A 12086-nucleotide genomic window follows, 5' to 3' on the forward strand; every position below is an offset into this window, starting at 1 on the left:
CCGCCACGCATACGCGCACTTCCACAAAACCGGCCACCCGATTATCGAAGGCTACGACCCACCCGAAGGCTGGGGCTGGTGCTACATCGACGAGGTGATGGTCCAGCTGCCCAACCAGACCCGACAGTGGGGTCCGATCCCACGCTATATCTAGCCGGTGGATCGCAGAAGGGGAAATAGAGCGGGTGAAGGGAATTCACATTGCTCTATTTTCTCGTTTTAAACCACCGTTTTAAAAATAACTTACCATAAAATACCCCCGCATAGTCCCAGGAATCTGTTGGCTGTAATTGGATTGCCTTGAACTGGGATGATTGCGGGCAACTGCCGATGAGCTGCCGGGCATGCTCAGCACTTTCCGATGCTCGTCATTTGCCGATGGTGCAAAGCAACTTGTCCTTGCGCCCAGCGAAGCGCAGCGCTTTCACTGGTTTTCCGGCTTAGACTGCGATAGCGGTTCACGATAAAGTTGCCATCAGGCTCGGACAAGTTCTTGAGTGTGCAACGCGCCTCGGGACCGGCAGACCCCAGCTCCTTGAAAAGCTCAGTCTTGGCCGCCCATTCGCCGTCACTATTGCCCTTATAGCGACGGTTGTGCGTGTCCGCCCAACCGGGAACATAATTATGATCCTGTGCCATAGCTGCGCCCGACGTTATCAAGGCTATCGTAGTGACAAGTATGGATCGGTACCAGTTCATCAAATCAGCCTTCTTGATGTGATGTAAAAATAACCCACAAGTTACCCGGATGATCCGTCACATTATCTCAAGCAAACGACCGATTAGCGGCGCTCACGATCCAGCAGGATTTCGGCTTGAGAGGTGGGGAGCGGACCTTGACTTGAAAAGACACGCGGGCGATAGGCTGATCCACGGGCATACGCGGACGCCCGTTCAGACGGTTTCGTCCAAGTCCGCTCCATCCGTCGCGATTGCGTCGAGGGAGCGTTTGGATGATGAACGAAACTGCCGCGGTATCGCCGGTCGAAGCTTCGCCACCACCTATGACATTGATGGCCTTGTTCCTGAAGTTTCTCGGCTTCGGCGCACTCGCGTTCGGCGGCCCGGTCGCCCAGATTGCAATGCTCCGGCAAGTGCTGGTCGAGAACGAACGTTGGATCGACAAGGCACGGTTCAACCGCCTCCTCGCAGTCCTGCAGGCATTGCCCGGACCTGAAGCGCATGAGCTGTGCGTCCACATGGGAATGATCGCCCGCGGACGGCTCGGCGGATTGCTCGCCGGGCTGGGCTTCATGTTGCTGGGCCTCCTGCTCATGCTGATTGCAGGCTGGGCATACGTTACGTGGGTGGCTAGCGATGCCGGACTTTCGGGCGTGCTTCTTGGCATCCAGATCGTCGTTCTTGCCATCATCTTGCGCGCGGTCATGCGGATCGGGCAGCACATCGTGGAGAACTGGCTGCTTGGCATGGTCGCGACCGCGAGCCTGGTCGTAACGCTGATCGGCGTGCCGTTCTGGATTCCTCTCGTGACTGGCGGGCTTGCCTACACCGTGTCGCATCGCCCTGTAGCTTTAGCGGTGGCGTCGGTCGTAGCCGGGGCTTTCGCGCTGGCAGTGTTGGTTCATGTGGATGCATCGCCATCCCCACTGGTGAAGGCATCCGGGCAAGCCTCCATAACTGCCTTCGCGTTGTTCCTTGCAGGTCTCAAAGGCGGGCTGTTGACGTTTGGAGGGGCCTATACTGCCATTCCCTATGTTCGGGCCGATACGGTGGGGCGTGGCTGGATCGGCGATGCAACGTTCATCGACGGCATTGCGCTGGCCGGGGTACTGCCCGCGCCACTGGTGATCTTCGCTACTTTCGTGGGCTACGTCGCAGGCGGTTTTACCGGGGCGTTAGCCATCACGGCAGGTATGTTTCTCCCGGCCTTCGCCTTTTCCCTTGTCCTGTTCGAGAGGCTTGAAGCTGTCGTCGAGAACCCTGCATTCCACCGAGCCCTGGAGGGCATTGCCGCAGCAGTAGTCGGAATTATAGCGGCGACGTTCCTGCAACTTTGCCAGGCGACCGGTGCCCGATTTTCGGGTTACTTCCTGCCAATTTGTCTGTTCGCGGCTGCCCTCCTTTTGGTTTGGCGGTTTAAAGGGCCATGCGTGACGCCCGCAACCATAGCGGTAGGCGCAGTCACGGGATGGATCCTGTTCTCATAGCTCTCAGGTCCGGATTGGGACGCTTACGATCCGGCAGGATTTCGGAGCAAGAGAGTGGTCCGCGGACATCAGTTTAAGCGGAATAGACGTCGCAGACACCCCCTCCAAGACGCCCGATTGACTACGCGACTGTCCACGCCTCCGAGGCGGGCGGACGGTTGACCCGCAAATAAGATGCTCAGCATATCTTTGCTCAGGCCGTTAGGAATTGCCACGATTGCCGAAGCAGAATCCTGACGCTGGCCATCGATGAACACTTCAATGGTTTTCGCATTTGCCCATACGACAACGTGATCCGATGCCCACTCGATGTCACCCACACCACACTCTCCGACATCACCTGATGCCTTCAACGCGACATTCGATTGAATCGGGATCACAAACTCTTCAGCCCATGGCTCAAGCCAGACAACGAGTTCATCCGGTCCGGGGTTGGAAAGGCTCCAGTCACAATCAACAATCGTCATCGGTGCGGCATTTCAGAAGACCTGCATATCCGCAACGGGGCGTGAGCCGTAAGACAGCTTCTCCCCAGATCGTCGCAATTCCCAGCCAGTCAGGATCCGCCCCAAGTCAGTCATCCAATTTGTAGGGAATGAACGGCGGCCTTCAAGCCGTCCCAGCTTCGAGCGCTACGGCATCGATGTCGGGGAAACGGACGATTCTCAATTCGCAGAATGACTCGCTCTTGCGGCTTCGTAGACGCTTTCGTCTACTTCAAGAGAAACTACGCCATTGTGCGTTTTCCAACGCTGCAGGCAGCGCCAGGCATCGTCCGTCGTACCCGGCGCTTGCAGGGTATAAACTTCAAACCCATATTTATCGGTGCTGCGCCGATAGTATTGCACGTTAGCCTTACAATATTTTGCAGCTTCACTCCAGTCTCTCTTGGTGCACTGACTTTGCACCCTATCGTTATATCGATAAGCCAGCGCCGTCAGAGAAATAAAAGCAGCTACGATAACAAGCGCCACACTGAAAGCTTGCCATGAGTTTTTACGACACGCTTGAATAAGCAATCGGGCTGCCGCCAAGAACGCAAGAGGAAGCGCAATACGGCTTATCGTTTGCATCAAATTATCGCTTTGGCATGGCGCCAAACCGTAGCTCAAGAAGATCGTCAACGGCCACACTACCGCGATGACAATGAGGATCGAGGCCAGCGGTGCCCCTATTCCGATGAGTAAACCGCGCTTCCACATGCTTGGCGATTAGCACATCGGTCGCAGATTTAAGAACGACTACAATGTCGGCGTGTCCAGAAGGACGGCTTTTGAACCGAAACTTCGGATGGCAGACCTTCGCTCACGATTGCGGCAATGACCGCCATGCCACCCATGTCTGCCGGTCCAAGGCAAAGGCCGTTCGCCTGAAACCGGTCATTAGCCGATCTCGTCAATCATATGCCGGCGAACGACCGCTAGCGGCGGACCCCGCCATTCTTCAGGTGAGCGATGAAAGCCCGGACCTGGGTCGAAACAGGCCGCTTCTCAAATTGGTCGAGAAGCAACTAGTTTTTCGCCTTGAGGCAGCAGTTCAACGATCATGCTCAAAGATGAGCGTTTCCGTATGGACAGCTCAATTGTCGCCGCAACGGGAACGTCCCGGAAATTTGATGATGTTGCCTCCGGTTTCCAAGCTCTGCTGGACGAGCCGCAAATTGCCTTGTCGCTCCGCGCCACGCAGCCGTCGTTCATGATCGTCGGAAATGCCATTCCGGTTCACACTCGAAAATGCTGCGTCATCGTTCTCCGACCGACCGCACGCATCGACATAGTCGCCCCAATCCTGAAGCATCGCCGCCCTTTGCATAAAATGCTGCGCGCTGTTGTAGGCAGCACGGACGGTATCATCCTCCACGTGAGCCAGAGCCAATTCGATCCAGTCCGATCGATAATTTTGCGATTCGTTTGCCCAAGTCGATGCCAAAGCCCGAAAACCGTGAATCGTCTGACGGCTTCGATATCCCATCCGGTAGCAGCCGTAGAGCATGGTGTTCTCCGACATGACGGTTTCCTCGCGGTCTCCAGGGAAGATGAATTCTCCAGGCGTCACCTTTGTCAGCTGCATGCGGCGCTTGAGGATCAGAACGGCCTGAGACGATAACGGCACGAGGTGCTCCCGCTTTTTCTTCATGCGCTCCGCCGGCACCCTCCATGCAGGTTGCTCTCCATCCAGGTTCTCGATCTCGCTCCAGACCGCAAATCGAACCTCGCCAGTTCGGGCCCAGGTAAGCAGGGTGAACATCATGGCGTCGCGAGTTCGATCACGCCTTCGGCTTCCATCCTCGCCATCGTACCCCGCGATGGCTCGAACCAGGTCCGGCACTTCCTGTAGCGGGACACGAGCCATGTGCTTCACGCGCGGCCGGGGCTTGAGGGCACCTAGCAAATGAACAGTAGGGTTCTCGCGCGCCCATCCGTTGGCGATCGCAAACCGATAGACCTGACTCACGCACTGGTTAGCGCGCCGGCTGATATCGAGTGCCCCCCTCGCCTCGATCTTCCTGATCATGGTCAGAATCTCGCTAACAGAGACCTCGGTGAGCGGTCGGTGGCCGATCATAGGGAAGACATCGCTTTCCATCCGACTCAGCACCCGTTTGGCGTGAGCAGCATTTAGGCCGTCCGAGCGATTGTCGTGCCATGCGCGGGCCACCTTTTCGAAGGTGCGCTCCGCAACCTCCTGCTCCTCGGCTAGTACCACCGCTGGATCACGGCCCTCGGCAAGACACACCCTTGCCTCGTCACGCTTGGTCCGCGCCGCGGCGAGCGGAACGTCGGGATATTTCCCGAAGCTCAAGAGCTTTTCCTTGCCGCCGAATCGGTACTTCATCCGCCATAGCTTCGAACCGTTTGGCTGCACGAACAGATGCAATCCACCGCCGTCCGTCAGCTTGTACGCGCGGCTTCTAATGGCCGCATATTTCGCTTCGAGTTCCTTGAGAGCCATCTGGGGGTATCGCCTGTTGGGGGTGTCGGCAAAAAATACCCCCAATTCCACCCCCAATTCAAATCGACGTGGGCGGTCCCGCATGGACGCGAGCGGACGCCAGCGTCCCAACGTGACCGCTATAAGTAGCTGATTTTATTTTGAAAAAAGACGTCTGCGGCTGACTGCGGACAAAACTGGACTACCGCTGAAAAGCGGGATTGGTAGCGGAGGAGGGACTCGAACCCCCGACACGCGGATTATGATTCCGCTGCTCTAACCAGCTGAGCTACTCCGCCAAACCAAGGCCGCTGCTTGAGCGGCTCGATCCGGTGCCCTACATCGCTGCTGGGCAGGTCGCGTCCTCTAGGGGCAAGGTCGGCATCGGTCAACACCCAAAAATGCGTTCAGCCGCGAAAAGATATCGAGCGGATCGGTCGCCACAATCCGTCCTCCCAGGCGTGCAGGCCGAAACCTCGGAAACGGAAGCCGACGGAGTTGAGCTGAGGCCCAAGTTCCGCCTGCAAGGCGCGTGCAGCAGCCCGTTCGACCTTGTTCTGGACGGTTATATGAAGACGCAGCGGACGGCTGTCCTGATCGGTCAACAACCCATGCATCCGCTCGGCTATCTCGCCGTGAAGGTCGACCATGCCCGGCGATTCGAGCGCGATCGCCGTGCCGTTGTCCAGTTTCATCAACCCGGCGATCCGCGCCTGAGGCGGCCTTTGCCGCGCGAGTTCGCCGAGAATCTGAAGCAGTTCCGCCTCCACGCGCGGCGGGAGCGCATGGAACAGGGTAACATGGGCCCGCAGATGGTTTCGCTCCGGCGGATAGTGCGCACGGCGAAGGCCGTCCGCCCACTCCAGCACATCCCCCGGCAGTTCCGCCGTCACTAGCAGCGGTGCGCCCTGCTTGCGGATGGGCGATAGGAACTCACCCTCACGATTCATCCATCCGCTCCTTCATTTCCAATGCCCTGCCCGCCCAGATGCTTGTAAGGTCGCTTGCCAGGTCGATGACGCCGAGGCAAAAATCAGGAAAAGATCGCGCCGTCATGCGAAAGGAAGCGGGCATGCGAAAGTTCCGTATCATCGCCGTCCTGATCCTCCTGTGGAACCTGGTGGGCGATGCTGCCTACCTGATGCAAGCCACGGCCAATCTCGACGAAGTTGCGCGCCAGGATCCGGTGCAGGCTCAAGCGTTTCGCGAAATGCCGGGCTGGGCCTGGGCCGCCTATGCCGTCGCCGTGACCAGCGGCACTATCGGCGCGATCGTGCTGCTGATGCGGCGAGGATGGGCCTGGGCGCTGTTCGCCCTGTCCTTCACAGCCGTCGTGATCCAGTTCGGCTGGACTTTCCTGGGCTTCGACCTGCTGGGGGCAAAAGGCCCCTCGGCAGCGCTGTTCCCCTTGTTGATCGCCGGAATCGCGCTTGCATCGACGATATATGCCTGGCGCAAGCGGCAAGACGGCACGCTTCAATAAAGCGCCGTCTCAGATCTCTCCGCGCTCTCGGCGGATGGCGAACCACTTTTTGACGTTCTCGTTGTGCTCAGCCAGGGTCGCGGCGAAGACATGCCCGCCCGTGCCATCCGCCACCATGTAGAGCGCGTCCGTCTTCGCCGGGTTTAGCACCGCCGCGATCGATTCGCGCCCGGGATTGGTGATCGGATGCTTGGGGAGGCCGCTCATCGTGTACGTGTTGTAATCGTTGACCGCGCGAATCTCGGACTGACGAATCCGCCGCCCCAGCGGCTTGCCCTTCGTGATCGGATAGATGATCGTCGGATCGGCCTGGAGCGGCATGCCGATCCGCACGCGGTTCGAATAGAGCCCGGCCACCATGCGCCGTTCGGACGGCTTTCCGGTTTCCTTCTCCACGATCGAGGCGAGAATAAGCGCCTGCTCGGGCGTCTTGACGGCGATGCCCGGCGCGCGTTTTTCCCATAGCTCCTTGAGCGTCTGCGTCATGGCAGCCTGCATGCGCCGCAGGATGGCGGCGCGCGGCTCGCCATTCTCGTAAGCGTAGCTGTCGGGAAGGACGGACCCCTCGTCCGGCGTCGAGACTTCACCGCTCAAATGCTCCTGCGCCTTGAGGCGTTCGTAGACCATGATCGAGGGCATGCCTTCCGGCACCATCACGAAGCGCCGGACCATATCGTCGCTGGACAGGATCGCAAGCACACGGGAAGCACTGGCGTGGGCGGGGATGGCGAACTCACCCGCCTTGATCGCGCCACCACCGCCGAACACGCGCGCGCGCAGGGTGAAGCCCTGCGCGCTGCGCACGACGCCCTGCTTTTCCAGTCGCTCCGCAACCGCAGAGAGGCTGGCACCGGCAGGTACCAGAAAATGGCGGTCTTCCTTTAGGGGACCGGAACCGTACCAGCCGCCTACGAACGACCACAGGGCGATGACAGCCGCGAGGCCGATGGCCGCGACGAGTATCCAGTTGCGCCGCGACATCATCGCCCCTCAGTCCTTCTCGATCAGTCGATCTTGCGCATCACCAGGCTGGCATTGGTACCGCCGAAGCCGAACGAGTTGTTCAGAACGGCGCGCACTTCGCGCTTCTTGGCGACGTGCGGCACCAGGTCGACGCCCTCGCAACCCTCGTCCGGATTGTCGAGGTTGAGCGTGGGCGGAACGATCTGGTCGCGCAGCGCCAGGATGCAGAAGATCGATTCGACCGCACCGGCACCGCCCAGAAGGTGGCCGATGGCCGACTTGGTCGAACTCATCGAAACACTGCCGATGGCATCGCCGAACAGGCGGCGCACGGCGCCGAGTTCGATGGTGTCGGCCATGGTCGAAGTGCCGTGGGCGTTGATGTAGTCGATGTCGGCCGGGGTCAGACCGGCCTTCTTCAGCGCCATCTGCATCGAGCGATAGGCACCGTCGCCAGTAGGCTCCGGGGCGGTGACGTGGAAGGCATCGCCCGACAGGCCGTAGCCGATCACTTCGCAGTAGATCTTCGCGCCGCGCGCCTTGGCGTGTTCGTACTCTTCCAGCACGAGGACGCCAGCGCCCTCGCCCATGACGAAGCCGTCACGATCCTTGTCGTAGGGACGGCTGGCCTGTTCGGGACGGTCGTTGAAGCTGCTGTTGAGCGCGCGGGCCTGCGCGAAGCCGGCAATGCCGATCGGGCAGACGGTCGATTCGGCGCCGCCCGCCAGCATGATGTCGGCATCGCCGTCCTTGATCATGCGCGCGGCGTCGCCGATCGAGTGGGCGCCGGTCGAGCAGGCAGTGACCACCGCGTGGTTGGGGCCCTTGAGGCCGTACTTGATCGAGACCTGACCGGAGATCAGGTTGATCAGGCGGCCATGCACGAAGTGCGGCGAGACGCGGCTCGGCCCCTTTTCGGCGAGCACCAGCGATTCGCTTTCGATGCCCGGCAACCCGCCGATGCCCGAACCGATCGAGCAGCCGGCCATGAGCTTGTCTTCCTCGCTCATGTCGGTCAGCCCGGCGTCTTCCAGCGCCTGGCCCGCGGCGTCGATGCCGTAGACGATGAAGGGATCGACCTGGCGCTGGACCTTGTGATCGACGCGCTTGTTGGGGTCGAAGCCATACTCGTGATCGGCCGGCTTCACCTCGCAGGCGATCTGGCACTTCTGGTCCGAGGCATCGAAGCGGGTGATCAGGCCTGCCCCGCTCTTGCTCGCAAGGATGTTGGCCCAGGCGGTCTCGACGTCGGCCCCAAGCGGGGTGACAAGACCAAGTCCGGTGACGACAACACGACGCATTCATGCTCTCCGAAAAAGCAATTTGGCCGAACCTGCGGCTGGCGCGAACCAGCCTGCAGAAACGGCAACAGGCCCGCCCCCTTAGAGGTCGAGCCTGTCGAGTTCAATCCGGTTATGAACCGGGATCGCAGCCGCCCGCAACCCGGCCCAAGGCCGAAAGTCGCGAGAGTAGCCGAAGAGCGGGGCTCAGCCCTTGTTCTCTTCGATGTACTTGATGGCATCCGAAACGGTGCTGATCTTCTCGGCAGCATCGTCAGGGATTTCGACGCCGAATTCTTCTTCGAACGCCATGACCAGCTCGACGATGTCAAGCGAGTCAGCGCCCAGATCGTCGATGAAGCTTGCTTCTTCCGTCACCTTGTCGGCTTCGACGCCCAGGTGTTCGACGACGATCTTCTTAACCCGATCGGCGGTATCGCTCATTGAATAAACCCCTTCAAAAATTCGCGAGGTGCTGAATCTCGCCTGCCGCCCTAATGATTGGGGGCCGCGCTGGCAAGCCTCGCACACAAGATAGGATCACGACGCCAAAGCGCCATGGCCCGATTTACCCACGACCCGCCCCCGTTTCCAGATTGTTGCTGGCTCGGAGTGTTTTCGGGATCGTGGAGGTTGGGCAGCGGAGCCGAGGCCCGCCGCCCGGTGGAAAAACGAAAAACGAACTCAGTTCTTCTGCGGTTCCACCACACGCATGTGCAGTTCGCGCAGCTGCTTGGATTCGGCCGGGCTCGGCGCGCCCATCAGCAGGTCTTCCGCGCGCTGGTTCATCGGGAACAGCGTGATTTCACGCAGGTTCTGCGCACCGCAAAGGAGCATGACGATGCGGTCCACACCGGCCGCCATGCCGCCGTGGGGCGGAGCGCCGTACTGGAAGGCGCGGTAGAGACCGCCGAAGCGATCTTCCACGTCCTGCTTGGTCAGGCCCACCATCTCGAAGGCCTTGACCATGAGTTCGGGGCTCTGGTTGCGGATCGAACCGGATGCAATCTCGTAGCCATTGCAGACGAGGTCGTACTGGAACGCCTTGATCGTCAGCGGATCCTGGCCTTCCAGCGCTTCCATGCCGCCCTGCGGCATTGAGAACGGATTGTGCGCGAAATCGACCTTCTTGTTGTCCTCGTCCCATTCGAAGAACGGGAAGTCGACGATCCAGCACAGCTCGAAGCGGTCCTTGTCGATCAGGTCGAGCTGCTCGCCGGTGCGAATGCGGGCCAGACCGGCCAGCTTGGCGGCCTGCTCTTCCTTGCCGGCGGCGAAGAACACGCCGTCGTTCGGGCCGAGACCCAGCGCCGCGATCAGCGCCGCAGTCTTTTCCTCGCCGTGGTTCTTGGCGATCGGGCCGCCGGGGACGCCGTCCTTGATGTTGATGTAGCCGAGCCCGGAGTAGCCTTCGCCGCGCGCCCAGACATTCATCTCATCGAAGAACTTGCGGCTGCCGGCGCCTGCGCCCGGAGCCGGGATCGCGCGGATCACGCCGCCGTTCGCGACGATGCCGGCGAAGATGCCGAAGCCCGATTCGACGAAGTGCTCGGTCACGTCCTTGATGATCAGCGGGTTGCGCAGGTCCGGCTTGTCCGAACCGTAGTCCAGCATCGACTGGGCGTGCGGAATGCGGCGGAATTCACCGGCGGGCGTCACCGGCTTGCCCTCGGCGAAGTCGGCGAAGACGCTCTGGAGCACGGGCTCCATGGTTTCCCAGACTTCTTCCTGCGTCACGAAGCTCATTTCCAGATCGAGCTGGTAGAACTCGCCCGGCAGGCGGTCTGCGCGCGGGTCTTCGTCGCGGAAGCAGGGGGCGATCTGGAAGTAGCGGTCGAAACCGGCGACCATCAGCAGCTGCTTGTACTGCTGCGGCGCCTGCGGCAGCGCGTAGAACTTGCCGGGATGAATGCGGCTCGGCACCAGGAAGTCGCGCGCGCCTTCGGGGCTGGAAGCGGTGAGGATCGGCGTCGAATACTCGGTGAAGCCGATGCCTTCCATCTTGCGGCGCATGTCCGAGATGATCTTCGTGCGCTTGACGATATTGGCGTGCAGCGTGTCGCGACGCAGGTCGAGGAAGCGATAGCGCAGGCGGATATCCTCGGGATATTCCTGCTCGCCGGCCACCGGCATCGGCAGCTCCTCGGCGCGGCTGATCACCGTGGCGGAGCGGGCATAAACCTCGATCGCGCCGGTGGCGAGGTTGGCGTTCACCGTCGATTCGGTGCGGGCCTTCACCACGCCCTCGATCGTCACCACCGATTCGACACGCAGCGAATCGAGCAGTTCCAGCGCTGCGCTGTCGGTGTCGGCAACGACCTGGGTCATGCCGTAATGATCGCGCAGGTCGACGAAGAGGACGCCGCCGTGATCGCGCTTGCGATGCACCCAGCCCGAGAGGCGAACGGTCTGGCCGACCTCGGCAGCGGTCAGGGCGCCGCAGGTGTGGGAGCGATAGGGATGAGTCATGGCGGGCTCGCGCTTCTTCTGATCGGAATTGAGTTGCAAGCCGAGGCCCCTAGTCGAGTGGCGCGGCGATTTCCAGAAGAGAAAGGGTTTCGCACGGAGGCGCGAAAGACCGCGCGCGCCCTCGCCCGGCCTCAAATCATCGCGCCTCCGCGCGAGACCCTTGAAATCCGAACACGCGCTAACCCGAAATAAACCATTGCATCTTACACTCTGCGGCAAAACGGGTTTCGCCAATGGATCGCATGGACGACACGCAGATTTCTGAAGCCGCCGGGGAGGAAGCTCGGGCCGAAGAAGGCCCGCAGGCCTGGCACCTTCCCCCGCCCGGCATCCACGTCACCGGCTCCCAGCTTCGCCATCGCCTGATCACGGCCGAGAGCATCGCCGAACTCCAGGCAGGCCCCGCGCCGAGCCTTCTGGGCCGGATCCTGGGTCGCTTGCGCCGCAAATAGGCAGATTCGTCATTTGTCGGAGAATATGACGAGCGGGAAACATTGATCCGCCGCCCGCTTCGCGTTACCGCGACGATCGAAATGAAAATCCATCCGCTGATAACGAAGACCGACGACCTCGCCGCGCTGTGCGAACGCCTTGCGAAATCCGATTTCGTGGCGGTCGACACTGAATTCATGCGCGAGAACACCTATTGGCCCGAACTCTGCCTGGTGCAGATCGCCAATACCGAGGAAGCGGCCGCGATCGACCCGATGGCAGAGGGGCTCGACATGACCCCGCTGCTCGACCTGCTCACCGACAACGAGGACGTCCTTAAAGTCTTCCACGCGGGGGGCC

At 60.7% G+C, this 12086-nt stretch carries 13 protein-coding genes, 1 tRNA gene and 1 pseudogene; 4 read left to right on the plus strand and 11 right to left on the minus strand.

Going from position 1 to position 12086, the window contains the following annotated elements:
• Nucleotides 1-348: 348 nt before the first annotated feature.
• Nucleotides 349-639, minus strand: a complete 291-nt coding sequence (locus RT424_RS22525) for a hypothetical protein (RefSeq protein ID WP_313442807.1) — start codon at nt 637-639, stop codon at nt 349-351.
• A 314-nt stretch (nt 640-953) separates the two neighbouring features.
• Here RT424_RS22525 and chrA point away from each other — a divergent pair, with 314 nt between their 5' ends.
• Nucleotides 954-2168 carry a chromate efflux transporter gene (chrA, locus tag RT424_RS22530; RefSeq protein ID WP_313442809.1) on the plus strand — a complete coding sequence of 405 codons (1215 nt, stop codon included), beginning with the start codon at nt 954-956 and terminating at the stop codon, nt 2166-2168.
• A 68-nt stretch (nt 2169-2236) separates the two neighbouring features.
• On the opposite strand, the gene RT424_RS22535 is transcribed toward chrA, so the two are convergent.
• The 6 genes from RT424_RS22535 to RT424_RS22560 all read right to left on the minus strand — a co-directional run bounded on the left by RT424_RS22535 (nt 2237) and on the right by RT424_RS22560 (nt 6173).
• Nucleotides 2237-2635 carry a hypothetical protein gene (locus tag RT424_RS22535; protein WP_313442811.1) on the minus strand — a complete coding sequence of 133 codons (399 nt, stop codon included), beginning with the start codon at nt 2633-2635 and terminating at the stop codon, nt 2237-2239.
• A 198-nt stretch (nt 2636-2833) separates the two neighbouring features.
• Complete coding sequence (locus tag RT424_RS22540) at nt 2834-3280, minus strand: hypothetical protein (protein ID WP_313442813.1); 447 nt, start codon at nt 3278-3280, stop codon at nt 2834-2836.
• A gap of 466 nt (nt 3281-3746) precedes the next feature.
• Entirely contained in the window at nt 3747-5120 is a 1374-nt protein-coding gene (locus RT424_RS22545; RefSeq protein ID WP_313442815.1) for a phage integrase central domain-containing protein, read from the minus strand.
• A gap of 201 nt (nt 5121-5321) precedes the next feature.
• Nucleotides 5322-5398 (minus strand) — tRNA-Met (locus tag RT424_RS22550).
• Nucleotides 5399-5506: 108 nt separating this feature from the next.
• A complete protein-coding gene (locus RT424_RS22555; RefSeq protein WP_313442817.1) occupies nt 5507-6049 on the minus strand; it encodes a 2'-5' RNA ligase family protein in 543 nt (180 codons plus the stop codon).
• Entirely contained in the window at nt 6039-6173 is a 135-nt protein-coding gene (locus tag RT424_RS22560; protein WP_313442819.1) for a hypothetical protein, read from the minus strand. Before RT424_RS22560 ends, RT424_RS22555 begins: the two co-directional genes overlap by 11 nt.
• Here RT424_RS22560 and RT424_RS22565 point away from each other — a divergent pair.
• On the plus strand, nt 6172-6582 hold the full coding sequence (locus tag RT424_RS22565) for a sugar transporter (protein ID WP_313442820.1): 411 nt from the start codon (nt 6172-6174) through the stop codon (nt 6580-6582). The two genes, RT424_RS22560 and RT424_RS22565, sit on opposite strands and share 2 nt — an antisense overlap.
• A gap of 9 nt (nt 6583-6591) precedes the next feature.
• Here the strand turns inward: RT424_RS22565 and mltG are convergent, their stop codons facing one another.
• From mltG to aspS, 4 genes are all read right to left on the minus strand, one after another.
• The gene (gene mltG, locus RT424_RS22570; RefSeq protein ID WP_313442822.1) at nt 6592-7566 is read right to left on the minus strand and encodes an endolytic transglycosylase MltG; all 975 of its coding nucleotides are present in this window, start codon (nt 7564-7566) and stop codon (nt 6592-6594) included.
• A 20-nt stretch (nt 7567-7586) separates the two neighbouring features.
• Complete coding sequence (gene fabF, locus RT424_RS22575) at nt 7587-8846, minus strand: beta-ketoacyl-ACP synthase II (protein ID WP_313442825.1); 1260 nt, start codon at nt 8844-8846, stop codon at nt 7587-7589.
• Nucleotides 8847-9032: 186 nt separating this feature from the next.
• Nucleotides 9033-9269 (minus strand): acyl carrier protein, encoded by a 237-nt coding sequence (locus RT424_RS22580; RefSeq protein ID WP_007013838.1) that lies wholly within the window; start codon nt 9267-9269, stop codon nt 9033-9035.
• A gap of 240 nt (nt 9270-9509) precedes the next feature.
• Nucleotides 9510-11294: an aspartate--tRNA ligase gene (aspS, locus tag RT424_RS22585; RefSeq protein WP_313442829.1), complete on the minus strand. Its 1785-nt coding sequence runs from the start codon at nt 11292-11294 to the stop codon at nt 9510-9512.
• A gap of 233 nt (nt 11295-11527) precedes the next feature.
• On the opposite strand from aspS, the gene RT424_RS22590 reads away from it, so the two are divergent.
• Both RT424_RS22590 and RT424_RS22595 read left to right on the plus strand, forming a co-directional pair.
• A complete protein-coding gene (locus tag RT424_RS22590; RefSeq protein ID WP_313442827.1) occupies nt 11528-11746 on the plus strand; it encodes a hypothetical protein in 219 nt (72 codons plus the stop codon).
• Between the two features lie 81 nt (nt 11747-11827).
• Nucleotides 11828-12086: pseudogene (locus tag RT424_RS22595) on the plus strand (ribonuclease D); the annotation flags it as partial.

It is taken from the genome of Novosphingobium sp., assembly GCF_032093395.1.
Lineage (GTDB): Bacteria > Pseudomonadota > Alphaproteobacteria > Sphingomonadales > Sphingomonadaceae > Novosphingobium.